Annotated in this window: 23 protein-coding genes; 21 read left to right on the forward strand and 2 right to left on the reverse strand. The window is 38.6% G+C overall.

Going from position 1 to position 19,216, the window contains the following annotated elements; all coding sequences use genetic code 11:
* The first annotated feature begins 18 nt into the window (after positions 1-18).
* From ON09_RS13965 to ON09_RS13990, 7 genes are all read left to right on the forward strand, one after another.
* The gene (locus ON09_RS13965; RefSeq protein ID WP_010601684.1) at positions 19-441 is read left to right on the forward strand and encodes a VOC family protein; all 423 of its coding nucleotides are present in this window, start codon (positions 19-21) and stop codon (positions 439-441) included.
* A 151-nt stretch (positions 442-592) separates the two neighbouring features.
* Positions 593-1,669 (forward strand): acyltransferase family protein, encoded by a 1,077-nt coding sequence (locus ON09_RS13970; protein ID WP_010601685.1) that lies wholly within the window; start codon positions 593-595, stop codon positions 1,667-1,669.
* A 496-nt stretch (positions 1,670-2,165) separates the two neighbouring features.
* Positions 2,166-3,287: a DUF2235 domain-containing protein gene (locus ON09_RS13975; protein WP_010601686.1), complete on the forward strand. Its 1,122-nt coding sequence runs from the start codon at positions 2,166-2,168 to the stop codon at positions 3,285-3,287.
* Positions 3,288-3,412: 125 nt separating this feature from the next.
* Complete coding sequence (locus tag ON09_RS13980; protein ID WP_010601687.1) at positions 3,413-4,390, forward strand: ATP-binding protein; 978 nt, start codon at positions 3,413-3,415, stop codon at positions 4,388-4,390.
* Between the two features lie 43 nt (positions 4,391-4,433).
* Positions 4,434-4,691: a hypothetical protein gene (locus tag ON09_RS24290; protein WP_010601688.1), complete on the forward strand. Its 258-nt coding sequence runs from the start codon at positions 4,434-4,436 to the stop codon at positions 4,689-4,691.
* A gap of 60 nt (positions 4,692-4,751) precedes the next feature.
* Entirely contained in the window at positions 4,752-5,237 is a 486-nt protein-coding gene (locus tag ON09_RS13985; RefSeq protein WP_010601689.1) for a PRC-barrel domain-containing protein, read from the forward strand.
* A gap of 83 nt (positions 5,238-5,320) precedes the next feature.
* Entirely contained in the window at positions 5,321-6,856 is a 1,536-nt protein-coding gene (locus tag ON09_RS13990; RefSeq protein ID WP_010601690.1) for a L,D-transpeptidase family protein, read from the forward strand.
* Here the strand turns inward: ON09_RS13990 and ON09_RS13995 are convergent.
* Positions 6,853-7,650, reverse strand: a complete 798-nt coding sequence (locus ON09_RS13995; protein ID WP_010601691.1) for a murein L,D-transpeptidase catalytic domain family protein — start codon at positions 7,648-7,650, stop codon at positions 6,853-6,855. The two genes, ON09_RS13990 and ON09_RS13995, sit on opposite strands and share 4 nt — an antisense overlap.
* 238 nt (positions 7,651-7,888) lie before the next feature.
* Here ON09_RS13995 and ON09_RS14000 point away from each other — a divergent pair, with 238 nt between their 5' ends.
* Genes ON09_RS14000 through ON09_RS14015 form a run of 4 tightly spaced genes read left to right on the forward strand, consistent with a single transcriptional unit; the run spans position 7,889 to position 10,540 of the window.
* On the forward strand, positions 7,889-8,692 hold the full coding sequence (locus tag ON09_RS14000; protein WP_010601692.1) for an SDR family oxidoreductase: 804 nt from the start codon (positions 7,889-7,891) through the stop codon (positions 8,690-8,692).
* Between the two features lie 42 nt (positions 8,693-8,734).
* Positions 8,735-9,643: a helix-turn-helix domain-containing protein gene (locus ON09_RS14005; protein WP_010601693.1), complete on the forward strand. Its 909-nt coding sequence runs from the start codon at positions 8,735-8,737 to the stop codon at positions 9,641-9,643.
* Positions 9,644-9,654: 11 nt separating this feature from the next.
* Positions 9,655-10,209 (forward strand): DNA-3-methyladenine glycosylase I, encoded by a 555-nt coding sequence (locus ON09_RS14010; protein ID WP_010601694.1) that lies wholly within the window; start codon positions 9,655-9,657, stop codon positions 10,207-10,209.
* Positions 10,210-10,213: 4 nt separating this feature from the next.
* On the forward strand, positions 10,214-10,540 hold the full coding sequence (locus ON09_RS14015) for a MazG-like protein (RefSeq protein ID WP_010601695.1): 327 nt from the start codon (positions 10,214-10,216) through the stop codon (positions 10,538-10,540).
* Positions 10,541-10,560: 20 nt separating this feature from the next.
* On the opposite strand, the gene ON09_RS14020 is transcribed toward ON09_RS14015, so the two are convergent.
* The gene (locus ON09_RS14020) at positions 10,561-11,460 is read right to left on the reverse strand and encodes a hypothetical protein (RefSeq protein WP_010601696.1); all 900 of its coding nucleotides are present in this window, start codon (positions 11,458-11,460) and stop codon (positions 10,561-10,563) included.
* 341 nt (positions 11,461-11,801) lie between these two features.
* Here ON09_RS14020 and ON09_RS14025 point away from each other — a divergent pair, with 341 nt between their 5' ends.
* From ON09_RS14025 to ON09_RS14075, 10 genes are all read left to right on the forward strand, one after another.
* The gene (locus tag ON09_RS14025; protein ID WP_010601697.1) at positions 11,802-11,999 is read left to right on the forward strand and encodes a hypothetical protein; all 198 of its coding nucleotides are present in this window, start codon (positions 11,802-11,804) and stop codon (positions 11,997-11,999) included.
* Positions 12,000-12,061: 62 nt separating this feature from the next.
* Positions 12,062-13,726, forward strand: coding sequence for a tetratricopeptide repeat-containing sensor histidine kinase (locus ON09_RS14030; protein ID WP_010601698.1), 1,665 nt, complete (start codon positions 12,062-12,064; stop codon positions 13,724-13,726).
* Between the two features lie 9 nt (positions 13,727-13,735).
* Positions 13,736-14,401, forward strand: a complete 666-nt coding sequence (locus tag ON09_RS14035; RefSeq protein ID WP_010601699.1) for a response regulator — start codon at positions 13,736-13,738, stop codon at positions 14,399-14,401.
* A 293-nt stretch (positions 14,402-14,694) separates the two neighbouring features.
* Entirely contained in the window at positions 14,695-15,054 is a 360-nt protein-coding gene (locus ON09_RS14045) for a hypothetical protein (protein ID WP_010601700.1), read from the forward strand.
* 432 nt (positions 15,055-15,486) lie between these two features.
* Positions 15,487-16,008: a thermonuclease family protein gene (locus ON09_RS14050; RefSeq protein ID WP_238533688.1), complete on the forward strand. Its 522-nt coding sequence runs from the start codon at positions 15,487-15,489 to the stop codon at positions 16,006-16,008.
* A gap of 57 nt (positions 16,009-16,065) precedes the next feature.
* Positions 16,066-16,317 (forward strand): hypothetical protein, encoded by a 252-nt coding sequence (locus ON09_RS14055; protein ID WP_010601702.1) that lies wholly within the window; start codon positions 16,066-16,068, stop codon positions 16,315-16,317.
* 327 nt (positions 16,318-16,644) lie between these two features.
* Positions 16,645-17,202: an RNA polymerase sigma factor gene (locus ON09_RS14060; RefSeq protein WP_010601703.1), complete on the forward strand. Its 558-nt coding sequence runs from the start codon at positions 16,645-16,647 to the stop codon at positions 17,200-17,202.
* The gene (locus tag ON09_RS14065; protein ID WP_010601704.1) at positions 17,195-17,971 is read left to right on the forward strand and encodes a HEAT repeat domain-containing protein; all 777 of its coding nucleotides are present in this window, start codon (positions 17,195-17,197) and stop codon (positions 17,969-17,971) included. The genes ON09_RS14060 and ON09_RS14065 overlap by 8 nt, the downstream gene beginning before the upstream one ends.
* 20 nt (positions 17,972-17,991) lie before the next feature.
* The gene (locus ON09_RS14070; protein WP_010601705.1) at positions 17,992-18,876 is read left to right on the forward strand and encodes a DUF4097 family beta strand repeat-containing protein; all 885 of its coding nucleotides are present in this window, start codon (positions 17,992-17,994) and stop codon (positions 18,874-18,876) included.
* 59 nt (positions 18,877-18,935) lie between these two features.
* Positions 18,936-19,216 (forward strand): hypothetical protein (locus tag ON09_RS14075; RefSeq protein WP_010601706.1); only part of this gene is annotated, 281 nt, incomplete at its 3' end.

The raw sequence follows: 19,216 nt of genomic DNA on the forward strand, positions 1-19,216 counted from the left end.
ACGTACACACTATAAGTTATGAGAACCATGCACCCTTATTTAAACTTCGACGGCCAGGCTGAAGAAGCTTTCAATTTTTATAAATCTGTTTTAGGTGGAGAATTTGCCTTTTTTAAGAAAATGAGTGATGCGCCTGAATCGGATAAATTACCTGAAAATGAGCGGAACAGAGTGATGCACGTGGCCCTTCCGATAAATGAGCATACCATTTTAATGGCCTCTGATTGTGTTCCATCTGCCGGCCATGTGCTGAGAGAAGGCAATAACATGTATGTTCATCTGGCGGCTGAAAGCAGGGAAGATGCAGACAAACTTTTTAATGGCCTGTCAGCTGGAGGAACCGTTGAAATGCCCATGGAAGATATGTTCTGGGGTGACTACTTCGGAAGCTTCAAAGATAAATTTGGCATCCAATGGATGATTAACTTTGGGAATTACTAAATAAATGCAGAAAAGGACTTTCACTAAACTGAAAGTCCTTTTATTTTAAACCGTCAAAAATCTGCGTAAGTTTTATTTGGCATAATGTGGCCATTTCTGTATCCTTGTTAATTATACCTCTCGCTCATTAGGAATCAGTAGCCAGCATCGCATGACCAACGTTAATCCAAGCCTTTTAAAAACGAAGCAGCATTTTAACATCCTTGATGGATTGAGGGGTGTCGCCGCTTTAGCAATCGTTGCATTCCACTTTATGGAAGTGGTTTTCGAATTTAGCAAAAACATACTTGGTCATGGTTTTTTAGCAGTCGATTTTTTCTTCTGTCTTTCGGGTTTTGTAGTTGCCTATGCTTATGACGATCGTCTGGAAAAAATGGGCATCATGGAGTTTTTTAAATCGAGGGTAATCCGACTGCATCCATTGGTCATCTTCGGCTCGGTATTGGGGTTATTGACCTTCCTATTCGACCCATTTAGCGGAACGGCGGCACAATACAGCATTGGTAAAATCACTTTATTATTCCTTACCTCTGCGTTATTAATTCCCTTTCCTACCATGGAAGATCGATATTTCAATAATTTTGGACTAAATGCACCCGCATGGTCATTGTTTTGGGAATATGTGGCCAATATTTTCTATGCTTTTGTACTTTATAAATTACCGAAAAAATACCTCATTGTTTTGGCATGTACCGCTGCCGTAATTTTAGTAGGCGTAGCCTATCATGCAGGTTCGCTTTTAGGCGGTTGGGCTGGTGAAAACTTTTGGGAAGGCGGAGCCAGAATATTTTATTCTTTCATCGCAGGTTTAATCATCTACCGATACAATTGGATTATCAAAAATAAACTGGGTTTTATCGGCTTATCTATTCTTTTGCTGCTGGCTTTTTTTATGCCTTACTCATCTTATAACTGGCTAACTGAAAGTTTTGTGGTGGTTATTTATTTCCCTTTACTGGTTTCGCTTGGTGCAGGTACCGTGGCTACACAAGGCCTGCATAAATTGTGCATATTTTCAGGAAAAATATCCTATCCGCTTTACATGACACATTATATGGCCATTTGGATATTCGCCAACTACTACAATACTTACAAACCTGAAGGCTTAAAACTGGCACTGGTCATCAGCTGCGGAATAATTGCTTTGGTTTCCCTTGCTTATTTAACCATGATTTTGTTTGATATTCCCATTCGGAAATACCTGTCAAAAAAACGCATCAAAGCCTAACGTTTCTCAAGATTACATTTTTTAATTTTTTTTAAAATCTTAAAACAAAGCCATTGTTATCGTGTTTATGATATAGTTTGTTTGGTTTAGTTTTATCGGTGGATACTTATAAGACATTCAATATAGCCTCATAGAGATATGAGGCTTTCTCGTTTCTATAGTTTTTCTATTCTCTTTGAATTCAAATGCTAAAAGAATACTAACTTTTAAGTATTGACAATCAGTTTGTTATAAATTATCTTTAAAGTTATTACCCTGTATACGCCGTTAAAATTCGTTCCCACCGTTACTCCTGATTATTAATTATCAAAATTAATAGAGCAAAGTGCATATATATTTAGTAAACATCCCCTTGATTACTGTTTTTGGCAATAAATGGTTTTCATGAAATATCTAAATGATCTAAAAATGCGGTTCAGAAATTATGAATTTGTAAAGATAAACCAGATTTCTCAGATACAAGTTATCGCAACGCTTTCAATAATAAATCATTAATATGAAAAGAATTATTATTTGTTGCGATGGCACCTGGAACAGTCCTGGCGATAGTGAAGACGGTTTGCCTATTCGTACGAATGTTCAAAAAATGTTCGAAAGCATTTGCAATACCGACGATAAGGGTATCGAACAGATTAAATATTATACAGATGGCGTTGGCACTTCGGGGAGCAAACTGCGCAGGTATTTAGATGGTGCCACGGGATTTGGCTTAGACCACAACATTGTTAGTGCCTACAAATTTTTAGTTTGGAATTTTGTTAAGGGAGATGAGATCTATTTGTTTGGTTTTAGCAGAGGTGCCTACACCGCCCGCAGTCTGGCGGGAATGATCCGCAACTGCGGAATTATCAAAAACAATGATTTGAGTTTAATTGATCAGGCATACAATTACTATCGTAGACGAACAGAACTTGATTGGGCGCCCGGTGGCGAAAAAGCTATTGCATTTAGAGAACGTAATAGTTTTGAAAGCCGCATTAAATTTGTAGGTGTTTGGGATACCGTTGGGTCACTGGGCATTCCCCTTTCACTATTCAGACCCTATAATGCATCGAAATATCAGTTTCACGATACCACACTAAGCAGTTACATTGATTTTGCTTACCATGCCTTAGCCATTGATGAAAAAAGAAGCAGCTTTACGCCTACCCTTTGGATTCAGGATAAAAATGCGGCAGCAGATCAGGTCAATCCACAGGTTTTAGAACAGCGATGGTTTTGTGGTGTACATTCCAATATCGGTGGTGGCTATCGAGAAACAGGGCTGAGCGACATTGCTTTTAGCTGGATGGTTGAAAAAGCAAAAGCTGCAGGTTTAGGATTCGAAGCTGACTTTTTAAAAAGATACGTAGCACCAAATGCCTACACGGGCAAACTCTACAATTCACTCATTTTTCCTTTTAACATCACTCCAAAGGCCCTCCGCGAAATTAAACTTGATGATGAAACCAGGCAAACGATAGATCAATCGGTATTGGAAAGGTATTATTATGATGCCAGCTACCGCCCTACTACACTTACCGAAATTATAAAAAGCATCGAAACTGATGGAGAAAAAAGTTACTGGTATCCTATACCTGCCAGTAACGGACCATTTCCACCAAAACTTGCGAGGTGACGTTAGAATAATTAGCGAGCTTATGAGCAGGTGAACAAGCGCAATTCTAATATTTAAGTTGATAAATTTTCCTTTTATTGCTAACTAATTTAGTATTTTGCGGTTTATTTTTATCAATCGCAAAAATGGAAAATAAGGTCAGCATCAACAATAATAGTGTAGAATTTTCAGGGATAACCCGTGATTACATGGAAGCCATTTCCGAACTGATCTGGAATGGTTTTGATGCAGGAGCCACAAAAATTGATCTGGTTTTTGATACCAATGAAATAGATTTTATTCCTGCTATCAAAATCATCGACAATGGGAGCGGCATTAACCTGAACAACCTGCACCAAACGTTTGGCGCCTTTTTAGATTCCTTGAAACGCGGCTCAGACCATCGGTCATCTTATGTTCGTGGGAAAAAAGGTAAAGGTCGATTCTCTTTCATCGCCTTTGCGCAAAAAGCTATTTGGAATACCACATTTTTTGATGAGGTGGCAAATGAATACATTAACTATGATGTAAATATCAGCGCCAGCAACAAGGATTATTATGCCGATGAAAACAAGCGGGTTGCAGCTGATATGGAAACGGGAACACGGTTGAAACTTATTAACCTGTTTGGCGTAACTGCTTATTCTTTTACCAGCGAGGCTTTTATCAATTACCTGAAATCTGAATTCGGGTGGTTCTTACTGCTGAACAGCAAAAATGACTTTCAGTTATGTATAAATGGCGATAGAATTAAATACGAAGATCTTTTGGCTGATCATGAAGTTTTTGAGCGGGAGATTGTAGATGCCTCTACCTCTCGGTTTAACTTTACCATTACTTTTGTGCGCTGGAATGAAAAAATTGGCGATAAATTCTATTACTACTTCTTAAACAGTGAGAAAAAAGAGGTTTTCAAACAGCTCACATCCTTCAATAATAACGCCATTAACTTTTACCACAGCGTTTACGTTGAATCAGATTATTTCAATCTGTTTAATTTTACTGATACGGAAGAAACCACAAACATGTTTGGTTCCAATCCACAGAGCCCGATTTTTAAACAGCTCATCAAAGACCTTCAAAAAAATTGTCAATCAAAAACAAAAGGAGTTTGTAAAAGATGATGCCGCAAATGAACTGATTCGGAAATTCGAAAATGCACAGTCGATGCCTGATTTTGATGCGGCTGAACTGGAGCAGAAACAATTATTTATCGAACTGGTTAAGGCACTTTATTGTATCCAGCCCCGCCTGTTTAAGGGTTTAAATGAATCACAGGAGAAAATGATTTTATCGCTAATTGAATCGCAATTAGATGATAAAAAAAATCTCTTTAAATTGATTAGACATATATTACCCGTTAACGATGAGGAGAACCAGCAGTTAAAGACATTGCTCATTTCAAATCCAATCATCGCTGATTAAAACCTTTGCCTTAAGCCATTGTTGTCTTACCAGAATTAAATTTGCAAAAGACATCATAATATGGAAAACCAGGGAAATACTTACAGTCAACTGTTAGAATTAGCGAACAGCGATTACAAATTAACGGCAGGAGAAGCTGATATTAAAGGATGGACGGTTCAAAATGAAGCGGGAGCATCAATCGGGAAAGTAAGAGATTTACTGTTCGATCCGCAAAATAATGCTGTAAGGTATCTAATTATTGACCTCGATGATTTAGGTGTTGATCTGGAAAGCAAAGGTGTGCTCATTCCCATTGGGCTTGCGCATTTGCATGATCATGATGACATTGTGATTCTTCCAAACATCCACACCGATCAGTTTAAAGCACTTCCTTATTATGTTTCAGGAGAAGTGGACCAAAGTACAGAGGATGAAATCAGAGATGCCATCGGGAGTCCGGCAGCCTTGCGGATGGAAGAAACTATCATAGAAATGGATCAAAATTCGTTTTACAATCATCACCATTTTGATAGGGCAAAGTTTTACAGACGTGGCAACAAATAAATCTGAAAAATAAATTAGCGACTGTAAATCAAATCAATACGAAAACCAAAAAACAAAAAAAGGCAAATCGTTATTATATCGGCATGGATGTAAGAAAGATGATTAGCCCTAAGCTAACAGGGTTGTTTTTAATGCTGATGCTTTTTGTTTCTGTTTTTCAGGCCTGTAAAAAAAGCAAATCTGATATTGGCGCTGCGCTGAGTAAAGAAACGGGCAACAAAGTTTTCAAAGAAATTACAGCAGAAACCTTCGGTGAGAAAATGAAGGCTGCAATTACGGCCAGGCAGCAGCTATTTCGTAATCCTGGTTTTATGTCATCATTTTATGCGCAACATGATTATGAGCCAGTAATGGTGATGAAACATTTACCGGATAGTGGCTTGAAACAAGCCGTTGCAGTGTTTAATAAAGCACCGGAACATGGCTTATCTCCATCAGTTTTTAAAGCAGAGCAGCTCAATAAACTCGTTGATAAAATTTATAATAAAGCAGAAATTAAGACTGTTGACGATGCTTACGAGGCATTAATTAGTTTGGAACTTACGGCAGCAACAGCTCTTAGCGATTATAGCAATGCCATGCAATTTGGCTTAATCAGTCCGAGGAGGATATATGCGCAATATTACACAGCAACACAACGACCAGACTCAATTAGTTTCAGAAAGCCATTTGAAACGAAAAACATATCCGCTTTTTTAGATAGCATTCAGCCAAAAACAGAAAACTACAAATTATTACAGACCGCATTACGCGATCGCCTTACGGCACCAGGGTTGTCTGCTGAGGAAACCAACCGTATTTTATTGGTCAACCTCGAAAGATTACGCTGGAAAAATCTGCCTACCGAAAATAAATATGTTTGGGTAAATATTCCTGATTATCAATTACAGGTGATAGAAAATGGAAAACCTACTTTACAAATGAAAGTTTGCGTGGGTGAGGGTAGAAATAACAATCAGGCAACATCCCTTACAGAATATGATGAGAATGATCTGAAAAAGGATCGTCCCTTTAACCGCGAAACACCACAGCTTAAAAGCATGATTCACAGTGTGCAGGTTAATCCGGTGTGGAATATACCAGAAAGTATTGCCACGAATGAAATCACAAAATATGCAGCTAAAGATCCCTACTACCTGGCCAATAACAATATAGATGTTTTTTACAACGGCAAGAAAATTGAAGATCCGGAAACGATTGATTTTGGAGCGTCGGGTACCGGGAAAACCTATACTTTTAAACAAAGACCAGGAGAGGATAACTCCCTAGGCAAAATCAAGTTTCTTTTCAATAATCAAAGCAGCGTATATTTACACGATACGCCAGCCAAAGCTGCCTTTAACCAATCTGTAAGGGCTGTTAGTCATGGTTGCGTTCGGGTTGAAAAACCGCTCGAACTTGCGCAGGCACTTTTTGGCACCGGAGCAAAGTTTGAGCAGATTAAGAAAGGTATGGACAGTGATGACCCTAAGGCTGAGGACATTGCATTGCCGGCAAAAATTCCGGTTTATCTAAGCTATTTTACCTGCTGGAAAGACAGTAACAGTGGCGGCCTTAAATTTGTTAAAGATGTTTATGGGCTAGATGCGGTTTTATACACCCATCTCACCCGAATTTAATCTTGATGAATGCTGGCTAAATCTGAATTTAGTAAACCTGGTACCTGTGCAAATGCCGCTGCGGTGCCTTCATTTAAATAAGCAGAATGGTATGCTGCAGTTGATTTATTAATGAATAACACACTGCCAGAACCAAGTGTGTTAATCACCTCGTTACAAAGCTCTGGCGCAACTGCAGGGCAACCCTGACTTCTGCCTAATCGGCCTAAAGCTGCAATGGTTCCCTCACTTACATAAGGCGCACCATGAATAACAATTGACCGTAAGCGGGCATTATCATTAAACCCGGGATCCATTCCATCCAGTTTCAATGATCGGCCATGTGCACCCTGATATTCTTCACCCGTAACATAAAAACCAATGCTGCTGGTAAATGAATCATTTTGATTGGAGAAAGCAACCGCCTGATCTTCTCCACTTTTCTGACCGTGAGCTACCCAGGTATTTAAAACCATACGCTCTTCAGCCAAATTAATGATGTACAATCTCTTCTTTGAACTGGCCTGATCAAAATCAGCAATGGTTAGCAAAGGGCTGTCAGAAACACGGCCCGATTTTTTGAGATTATAGAACCCTGTTAACGCTTTTTCAAATACTGGAAAAGCAAGACCGGATGCTTTTAAATGGGCTGAATCGTAAATATGTTCAGCATAATTTAAATAAGCATTTTTTAATGGTGTAATGTTGGCGTTGATTGTTTTTTCTTCTAACGTATTGCTTTTTTTCCAGGACGTAAAAACGAGCGAAAAAGCAATAAAACACAAACCTGAAACGCCTAAAATGTATCTTCTCATATTTAATAATTTGATGTGATCAATTTTAATTAGGTCTGGTTCTTTCTATAGGCTTATTCTGTTTGATTAACTTAAATATACGATTAATTACCCGAAATAGCAAATTTATTTCCTGTTTTAAGGGGGATGTTAAGCCTTAATTTATTTCAAATCCAATGTCATTTTGGCGAAGTAATCCTCCATTTTGGCGATCTGTTAAGCAACTGCTTAAACGAACTTTGGGTATAATTTAAGTAGAATGAAAACAATCATGATCACAGGAGCATCGTCAGGTTTAGGAAAAGCCACTGCTCAATTATTCCATAGCAAAGGATGGCGTGTAATTGCCACCATGCGCCACCCGGAAAAGGAAAACCAACTTACCAAGCTGAAGAATGTAATTTTGCTACCGCTCGATATCAGCAATACCAAGCAAATCACAGAAACGACCAAGCAAATCACAGATCAATATTCGATAGATGTGGTATTGAATAATGCAGGTTATGGTTTAGTTGCACCTCTCGAAGCCTTGGCCGATGATCAAATTGTGAAACAGCTGAACACCAACCTCCTTGGCGTAATCAGGGTAACACAGGCATTTATAGCACATTTTCGCATGAAAAAGAGTGGTATGTTTATCAATATTACCTCCACATTCGGACTGATGGGTTTCCCTACCTGCTCCATTTATAGCGCTACTAAATTTGCTGTTGATGGATTTTCAGAAAGTTTAGCAATTGAACTGGCGCAGTTTGGTATTCAGGTGAAAGTAATTGCTCCCGGTGGCATTCAAACTGATTTCGCCAGCCGATCCATGGAATCCGCTCAGCATGATGCTTATGAAAAATTGGTTACAGCGGTGAGTAAAGGATATAGCGCAGAGCAAGTGGCCAATTATTCTAAAGTGGAAGATATTGCACAAGTCGTTTTCAAAGCGGCCAACGATGGCACTGGTCGGTTTAGGTACATTGCCGGCCGGGACGCTTTGGAATTGATTGCACAACGAACAAGCAAAGGCGCAGAAGCACAGGTACAGGAACTCAAGTCAGCATTTGCCTTTTAATATTTTGTATTTTAGCATTTAATTAACGCCTATCATCAAAAAATGAAAGCCAGTCCGAAAATATTCAATTCATTATCGCAGTTGCATCAGGCAATGGGGCAACCTAAACCGCTGCATCCACTCATCAGCATCATCAACTATGGAGATGCCGTTTTCAACGCCAAAGATTTTGAGGCAGGCATCATTCTAAATTTCTATAAGATCTCTTTTAAGACAAATTTTAAGGGCCAGATCAGATACGGACAAGGGTTTTATGATTTTGAAGAAGGCGGAATGTCGTTCGTTGCACCAGGACAGCTCCTGCGCATGCAAGATGAAGAAGCCAATTACGAGGGCTTATCATTACACATTCATCCCGATTTTATTCGTCAATATGCTTTGAATGATCAGATCAAACAATACGGCTTTTTTAGCTATGCTGCATCAGAAGCACTGTACCTTTCTGAAAAAGAAAAACAAACCATCTGGGTCATTTTCCAGCATATTCAGGCCGAGTTAGAAGAAAGGATCGATCATTTTAGTCAGGATGTAATGATTTCCCAAATCGAGCTCCTGCTCAATTACAGCAATCGTTTCTATAACCGGCAGTTTATTACCCGCAAAATCGTAAACCATGACGTATTAAGCAAACTTGAAAATTATCTTGAAACTTATTTTAACGATGAAAAAGCATTAGCTACAGGCTTGCCCACTGTTGCTGCTGTAGCGGAAGAGTTAAATTTATCCGCAAGATACCTGAGTGACTTACTTCGAAATTTAACCGGACAAAATACCCAACAATTCATTCATGATAAATTAATTGACAAGGCGAAAGCTTACCTCGCGAAAGATACATTGACCATTGCCGAGGTGGCTTACCAGTTGGGCTTTGAACACCCGCAATCTTTTACCAAATTATTTAAACATAAAACCAGTATTACACCCTTGCAGTATAAAAGCAGTCTGCAATAATAAATTTAACGATGGCATATTGTAATTATATCGCTGCTAAGGCCGAACCGAGCAGGAGCCTTCATCAAAACTACCATGATAACCACTATGGTTTCGCCATTCATGACGACAATGAGTTGTTTGGACGATTGATCATGGAAATTAACCAGGCTGGTTTAAGTTGGGAAACCATATTAAAGAAAGAACAAACGTTCAGGAAAGCTTATGATGATTTTGACATTGCAAAAGTTGCTGCTTACACCGAAAAAGACCGTGAACGTTTACTTCAGGATGCCGGAATCATCAGGAATAAACTTAAGGTAAACGCAGCAATTGAAAATGCCAAAACCATTCTCGTACTTCAAAAAGAATTTGGTTCATTTGAAAAATGGTTGCTACATCACCACACGAAAACCAAAATGGAGTGGGTTAAGCTTTTTAAGAAAACATTCAAATTTACCGGAGGAGAAATTGTTGGTGAATTTTTGATGAGCATTGGTTATTTACCTGGCGCACATAGCGAATCGTGTGCTGTTTATCACAAAATACTGCAACAAAAACCCATGTTCCTTAACCTTAAAAAATAGTACAATGGAAAATACAAATCTTCAGAATATCAAAAACCGATCAATGGCCATTCGTGAAAAATACAGGGAGCTGGAATTACAGCACCATGGTACCGAATGGAATGTTGAGGAAGATGCCCTTGCTTTTCTCAGCGATGCCGGATTGGTAGGCCGTTTGGTGATGTCGCAACAAGGTCGATGGCCAAAAGCCAATACAGATGAAGAACTTAACCATAAACTTGGCGAATGCATTTGGTGGCTTACTGTCCTGGCCGAACGTATGGGCATAGACATTAATGAAGCAACTGAGTATTTTTTAGATAAAACGGAGAATTTGCTGGGGAATAAATAAACCGAGTTAAGAAATGATAATTAGCACTCACTTTTGACTATTTTTTTCTTCCATAGGATTTGAAATACCATAAAAATAAGCAGATAGAAAAATGCAACATAATAAGTCCAGTATAGTATATCAGTTATTAAATTTTTCTCTACTTCATATTTCCCAACCATATAACTGCTTAGAGGCAATAGCCTTTTCGCAGTTTCTACAGGGTGCATACCACTGTCGGTGAAATATTCTAGTTTACCATCTACTTTTGCTCTCCAAAGTTTACCAACATCACGTTTGGTAACTTTCACAAAAAAAGGAATCTTCCGCATGCGCTTCAGCTTACCTCTTTCCAGGGGAACAATATTAACTCCAGGCTTGATCACTTCACAGGATATAGGTTCATAATGGTAACCTGTCCAGTACATGCACTTTTCCGTCTTGGTGGGTTGCTCAGTTGAAAAGATGCTTTCTTCCCATATATAAAATCCAAGCTTTCCAATTAATAACATAATAATCAAAGCCAGCGCAACCCATACATTTGCATTTAAAGCCTTATACCAGGGTTTCGGGAGACTTGTTGAATCTGGAGGTGAAGATGGTATAGGATCGGAATCATTGTTTCCCATTAGCCAATTTAGCAAATCAACATTCGTTCTATTTGTGCTTTGCGAAGTTCCTCTTAGAAAATATGACAATGGCTTAAACCTATCAATATCAAAATTTGAAATCCTGTTATCATAATTTTCATCGGCATTTATAGCACCGAAAAAAGCCCTTAAAACAGGATCATGATTTGGCTTCCCTCTTTCTTCATATACAATTAAGCATTCATCTCGTAAAGATGCGGGCGTAGGATGGTAAAGATTTGGAGACAGTTCATTGTTATCTTTTCTAATCTTATATTCTTTAAGTACTGGATGATCGTGATTTTCGGGCATGATTGAGGCGTTAACGACTGCAAATAAACGGAATTTCCGGAAATTCTGGAATTCGATCGGAAAGATCGGAATTCTCTAAATATTCAAATTAAACCTCCCCACATTTGTCTCAGCAAACAGCACAAGTGCATTCTACGGAAAGGCATTTAATAGAACCTGAATGCTAAGAGTAAACATCGTGGTTGTCAATAACTGACCTGGGAAGCAGTTAAAAAGCAGCCGCGATGGGAACTCGAGCACTTCCCAAAAATTTTCAGAAGGCCTTCTGATTTACACCGCAGCAAACTCCCCGAATGGTTCGGGGAGAACTGCAAGTATTTCAATTCTAAAATTTTTGAATCATGTTTATTCCTTTATTTATTGCCATTTTATTGGGTTTAGTAAATCCTTCAACTACCACTACACCGCCTGCTGGTTCGGGCACAACAGTGAACATCAATAGCAATGGAGAAGATCCTAGTGATACAGATCCCGGAGATCAGGATCCGGGCGATGATACCGGTGGCGAAACAGGATCAGTACCACCTAAAAAGCCATAATTTTCTAAAAAGAGCGATTTATGCAATCGCTCTTTTAATTATATTTGGGAAAACTTAGCCCCTTGAAAATTTACCGCCTGCTCCCGATTCTTTTTATTTGCCTTTTCGCCTGTAAGAAACAGAAAGTTACCTCACATCCTCAGGAAGATATTAATCTCAAAAAAGCAGAACAGCTATTTGCAAACCAAAACGATTCGGCTTTTTATTACTTCAATATTGCTGCTACAACCAGTAAAGATAGTTTAACGATCGCAACCTCCTATAGTTTCATGGCCCAGATTCAAAATTCTGCAGGAGATTTTTTTGGTGCACAAGAAAGTGCTACCCGATCATTAAAACTCATTAATATCAAAAACCCAAAGCATGCCACCTGTTGGGCATCCAGCTATAACGAATTGGGTAGAAGTAGCCTGGATTTAAAACAATACCAATTGGCTTTCTCCTATTTTAACATGGCCTTGAAACATGCTGATGATGATGCAAGACCTGTTATTTTAAGTAATAAAGCCATGGCGCTTCAAAAACTGAAGCAATATCCGCAATCTGCAAAAATCTACAATGAACTACTGCTTCAAAAAACCAAAAACAGTACGCAATATGCCCGCTTTCTCTCCAATGCTGCAAAAACCATGTGGATGGGGAATGCCGGTTATGATGCTGCGCCACTGTTGTTAAAAGCTTTAAACATCCGTATTAAAAACAAGGACGATTGGGGATTGAATGCCAGCTACGCACACCTTGCCGATTATTATACTTCATCCAGGCCCGATTCAGCATTACTGTATGCCAAAAATATGTATCAAATTGCACAGAAACTTAACAGTGCTGATGATCAGCTCGAAGCCTTGCAAAAATTAATTTCGCTGAGTCCTTCAGCAGCTGTAAAAAAGTATTTTGAAAGTTATCAACGTTTAAGCGACAGCTTGCAAACAGCCCGAAATGCCGCAAAAAATCAGTTCGCAATTGTTCGTTACGAATCCGAGAAAAGCAAGGCTGATAACTTAATCCTTCAAAAAGAGAATACAGAAAAACGTTATCAGATCATTAAGCGGGATGTTATTTTGGTTTTAGGCATTTTATCATTTATTGCCATTTCTGTTATTGCTTTTCTCTGGTTTAAAAAGCGACAGCAAAAAATGGAACTCGAAAAGCAACATGCAGTTCAGGAAAATCAACTGAAAACCTCAAAAAAAGTACATGATGTGGTAGCCAATGGCTTATATCGAATTATGAGCGAAATGGAGAACCAGCCTGATATCGATCGTGAGCTGATTATTGATAAAATTGAGAACCTTTATGAAAAATCAAGAGATATTTCATACGATAAACCTGAATTACACCAGCAGCAGTTCAATGAAAAACTGTCGGTATTATTAACATCTTTTGCAACCAGTAAAACTAAAGTCATCATCGTGGGCAACAAAGCTGCGTTATGGGAAAATGTGAATGCTAAGACTCAATTTGAGCTGGAGCACATTTTGCAGGAGTTAATGGTAAATATGAAAAAGCATAGCGAGGCTGGTACCGTAGTCATTAAATTCGAAGAGGAAGAAAATAACATTCTTATTTCTTATACCGACAATGGTATTGGCATAGCTGACGACAAAAACTTTAATAATGGTTTGAATAATACGGTTTCCCGTATAGATACGATTGGAGGGACCGTTAACTTTGAAACTAAATTGGAGAAAGGATTAAAGGTTCACATTTCTTTTCCGGTTGCTTAATTCAAAACGATGTTCAAACGAGTATTAATAGCAGAAGACCACGAAAGCACCAGTATTTCAGTTAGAAAAACTTTGGAAGATTTTGGTATCACCAATGCCGAATTCACTTACTACTGTGATGAAGCACTGATGCAGATTAGAAAAAGCCTGCATGATGATCAGCCATTCGACTTATTAATCACTGATCTTTCCTTCGAAGAAGACCATCGGAAACAACAGCTTGCAGGCGGTGTGGAATTGATTGAAGCTGTTAAGCAAATTCATCCCCAGCTCAAAGTGCTGGTATTTTCTGCAGAAACAAACCCGGCTGTGATCGACAGTCTTTTCAAAGCTTCGCAAATTAATGCTTATGTACGCAAGGCCCGCCATGATGCGAAAGACCTGAGAAAAGCCATCGAATATATTGCACAACACAAAACCTATTTATCTGAAAGTTTAAAACCAGCCATCAAACAAAAAAATGCTTTTGAATTTTCAAGCTATGATGTCACGCTGATCTCGTTGCTATCGCAGGGAACTATGCAAAAAGATATTCCTGCATACCTCCAGCAACATAACATTAAACCTTCAGGGTTGAGCAGTGTAGAAAAGCGTTTGGCCATCATGAGAGATTCACTTGAATTCGCTAAAAACGAACAGTTGGTTGCCTATTGTAAAGATTACGGCATTATTTGATTTCATAGCCTAGAAACTTCATCAGTTCATTACAACTTACCCATTTCATGCCGGAGAGCGCCCATTTTAATAATCTTTAAAAAAGATCTCTTCTCAATGGATGAAATTGATCTCGCTGCTTTACTGCCATAAATCATATTTCTGCCATTCTTACGGTTTCCCGTAAAGCAATATCCCCAAAAATTTGTAGGTTTGGCACTACATATTTACAATTATTGCACATTTTCATGTGAAGTGTAAATAGCATCCCCTCTAAATCACATCCATTGCATGTATAGCCAAAAAAGCTATAGATGAAAAAATTTTTAACACCACTTATTTTCGCTTTCATGATTGGAAGTGCAAGCGCTCAAAAACAAAAGATGCAGGTTTTTCAGTTGATGGAACCTGGTTTTAATACCAAAGCTATCGAAGGAACTATTTCCGAAGTATACCAAACGCAAAGATTCGGCAATAAATTATGGTGGATTAAAATTGGTAATGATACGCTCATCCATGTTTGGGATAGACATTTCGATACGCCTAATATGAAGGTTGGCGACAAAAGGACATTTACTTCTATTAAGCGTTTAGACAGCAACTGGTGGATGAAAGAAAAATCGGAAGCAATAATCAAAACACCTGATCATCAAAATATTTTAACCGTTCAGTAGTCCAAAAAACATTTTCTGCCGGTTTCTCAACAAATATTTTTCGCTTTACGGTTTCCCGTAAAATTCTCTTCGCGTATACCATTATTTTTGATAAACAAAACTTCAGAAATAACACGTAATACAATTAACACTCAATATCTCTCACAAAATGCAGCAGATTGCTTCTAATCATTCTCGGGACGGAATAGGAAGCAATCTCGCATTTTTTACATCAGTTTAGTAAGAATACCGAAACTTGAAATCCCTCATCCTATCCCTCTTCCTTCTGATCAACATTGCTTGCAGCGAAACCAAAACCGTTTAACTTTGTAACAGTTCGGGAGGAAAAAAATATCACTATAAATCGAGCTGCCGAGGATTAAGCAACTGCCAGCACAAGATTATAGAAACAACTTTAGAAAAAGCAAAGGGTCAGGGGAAAACTTTATGTGGATGGGAAAATTAACGGTATTGATTCTATGGTTTTGGATACAGCCCATTTCTAAACTTGAAGTCCAGGTTCCAAATCTTAAACACCGCACCTTTAACGCCAAAGTCATCCGCATTATGGATGGCGACACCATGGAAGTTCTGTATCAAAAAACACTTGTTAAAATTAGACTGGCGCATATCGATTGCCCGGAGAAAAGACGATCACAGCCATTCGGAAACAACGCGAAAATTGCTTTATCTAATTTATGTTTCGGGCAGCAGGTAACGGTTTATGGCAAAAATTACGATCGATACCACAGGCTGATTGCCGTTGTGGCAAATCATAAAAAGCAAATCGTAAATCAGGAAATGCTGAAACAGGGAATGGCCTGGCGCTTTCGGAAATATTCGAAAAATCAACTGTATGCCCAACTCGAAGCCGAAGCCAGAAAGAACAAAATCGGTTTATGGAAGGAACCAAATCCTGTGGCGCCCTGGGATTGGCGTAAACCGCAAAAACGATCATTCCCAGCTAAATCATAATCCCCAAACTTTCAGAAGATTTTATTGTTGCTTTAACATACAGTTAAAACAAATAATATGATTACGCCGAAACCACTGCTTTCTGAAAATGTAAAAGATTTTATGGATTATGCCCTTGAGGTAATTAAATCAATGGATGGTGCGCCTGAACATAACGAAACAGAGAGATTACAGGTGAACGAAAACATCGCCAAATTAAGAAGCTATCTCGATGCTGTGGAGTTATCCTATCAGGAAACCATTCCTGTTATTTCCGATAGTCAGGTGAATGAAAGTCCGGCCAATTTTAGTGGAACAGGACATAGTTAAGGAAGATATTCACTCCAAACTAAATACTCTACACATCACCCAGCTTCCTGACCGCAGCAACCTAAGCTTTTCGCCATCCCACATCCAGGTAAAGCATCTAAATCTACTGCAAAGAAGCATTCCTAAATTTAAGAACAGGAATGTTTTTCCTGTCTACTAATTTTCCCGGTCACATTTTCTTCAACCCATCTGTTTGATGTCCCTGACATCTGCTATCGCCATTTTTTATTTTTTTTCAGAAATAATTAGCAAATAGTGTAACACTTTTAAATAAGTTGCGACTAGAATATAGAAACGTAAAGAAAGATAAATTAAAAAGCTCCGCCATTGCCATCTGCAGATAAAATAACGGATAAGGAACTCATTGCATTGTGTCTCAACGGGCAGGAAGGCGGTTATACCGGACTCTATAACCGATATGCCAGAAAAGTTTATAATTCAATTAGCAGAATTGTAAGCCATACCGCAGAGGCAGAAGATATTCTTCAGGATACATTTTGTGCTGTATTTACTGAAGTGGGCAAATTGGAGGGTGTTTTGAACATAGAAGCCTGGGTGAAAAGGGCCGCTATCAATCGTTCCATTTCTCATATCAGAAAAAGAAAAATATTGTTTTCTGATTTGGGAGACATGGACGTAGAGGATGAAGGAACGGATACGGAGCACATGGAGATTTTGGATTGTAAGGTAGATGATATGAAGAAAAGTATCGAATCGCTTCCCTCAGGATATAAAACAATAGTAAACCTCCATGTTTTTGAAAAATTTACACATGAAGAAATTGCGGTAATGCTCGACTTAACGCCAACTAATGTAAGAACCCAATACCATAGGGCAAAAAAGAAGATTTTATTATCACTAAAAGATAAATGTTATTATGAATGATCAGATAAAGGATTTTGTGGAGCAGAACAGGGCGGAATTCGATCATCTCGAAGCACCTGCTTTTGATATGCAACGGTTTAAGCGAACAGTTGCGCCACAGGCTAAAAAGGTTTCGCTGTTTAACAGCAAAAAATGGTTGATCGCAGCATCTTTACTTGTTGCCCTGGCATCAACATGGATTTTTTTTTACCGCCAGCAGGAAACGAAAGTAAATTATACGCAAACCAAACCATTGGACGATAAACAGCTTCCAACAGTTACGAAGCCGGAGACAATAAAGCCTGAAACAGCTACTGAAAGCCTAAAGGCATCAACACCAATGGCAATTCAGCAGACTGTAGCTAAAGAAGAGATAAAAAAACTACCGGCAAAACAGGTTATCACTGATTATAGAGCGCTGCAAGACAGCAGTTCAGCAAGCATCAGGTTATTGGCCATTCTGGAGATAGAAAAATCAGACCGAATCAATAACCAGGTTTTAAATATGCTTTCGCAAACGCTCAATCATGATGGCAATACCAATGTGCGGTTGGCAGCGCTAAGTGTATTAGAAAAACACCAATCGGATAGTTATGCCGCCTCCTTGCTCGTTAATTCATTAAATAAGCAGGATGACCCGATGGTTCAGCTCGGATTGGTCAGCTTACTTGGAAAAATGAAGAATGTTAAAATTGATGACCAACTACATGCTATCGTTAACAATCCGGAAACTTTTGTTGCGGTAAGAGATGAAGCTTATACCATATTATTAAATCAAGACAAATTATAGTACTTATAACCCATAAAATTATGAAAAAACAATTTATCGTTCTGGCTGCGCTGCTTTCAGTTGCCATTGGCGCTTCAGCACAGAAACAATACAAACTCAGCAAGTCATCCGGACAATTAAACTTAAATATTCCCGGCGCCATAGTAGAAGGTTACAGCGGTAACGAAATCATATTTTCTCTTCCAAAAAATGAAAATGAAATTGTTGATGAACGGGCGAAAGGACTGCGTGTAATCACTGCTTCAGGTTTTGTAGATAATACTGGATTAGGAATAGATGTATCCGAAAAGGGCACTGAAATTAATGTAAATGCCGTAAATAAAAAGATTGATGGCATTATTTCAATCAAAGTTCCGCAGAACATCAAAATCACTTTTTTAAATAAAAGCAATATCTATCAGGAAGAAATCATCCTTAAAAACCTGAAAAATGAAATTGAGGTATCAACCAGCTATAATAAAATCAAGCTGGAAAACAACACAGGGCCAATGAATATCAAATCACTTTATGGAACTATAGATGCTACTTTTGCCGATGTGATTAAAGGGCCTGTTTCTATCGTATCGGTTTATGGCCACGTAGATGTTTCGCTTCCTGCAAATGTGAAAGCCAACGTAGACCTTTCGACCAGTTTTGGAAAAATTTACGCAGCTGACGAGCTTAAGATCGCGATTGATAAACAAGTGGCAGACGATAAAAGCGATGTAACGGGTATCGGTAGACCGGCAAACAGCCAGTTAACGGTTGCCGGTGTGAAGAGCGCCACCGGAACGATAAATACTGTCAGAGGCCTGGCCGTTTATGGCGGAAGAAGCTCAGAAGATATTAAAGGTAAAATTAATGGTGGTGGATCTGATTTTATCCTTAAATCAAACTACCAGAATGTATACCTCCGCGTAAAATAAATCCATTCATACCGTTCCAATAGGCAATCCCCTATTGGAACTCCTAAATCAAACCCATTATGAAATTAGTATTATGCTGGCTTTTTACAGCCTTAGTGCCGTATATTGCCTTATCTCAGGAAAAAATAGCAAAGCTTTATCCTGTTAAGAAAGGCCAAACAGTTGATTTTAAATTCGATTATCCTAAAATTATCCGTGTAAGCAACTGGGACAAAAATGAGATATCGGTAGAGGCATCGATAAAAGTGAACGGTGTAGCGGCGAATGATGTTTTTTCCTTGTCAAACAGTGAAGCAGATGGCAAGGTATTGATTGAGAACAAAGTGGACATGGATAAAGT

Source organism: Pedobacter agri PB92 (assembly GCF_000258495.1).
In the GTDB taxonomy this organism is placed as follows: domain Bacteria; phylum Bacteroidota; class Bacteroidia; order Sphingobacteriales; family Sphingobacteriaceae; genus Pedobacter; species Pedobacter agri.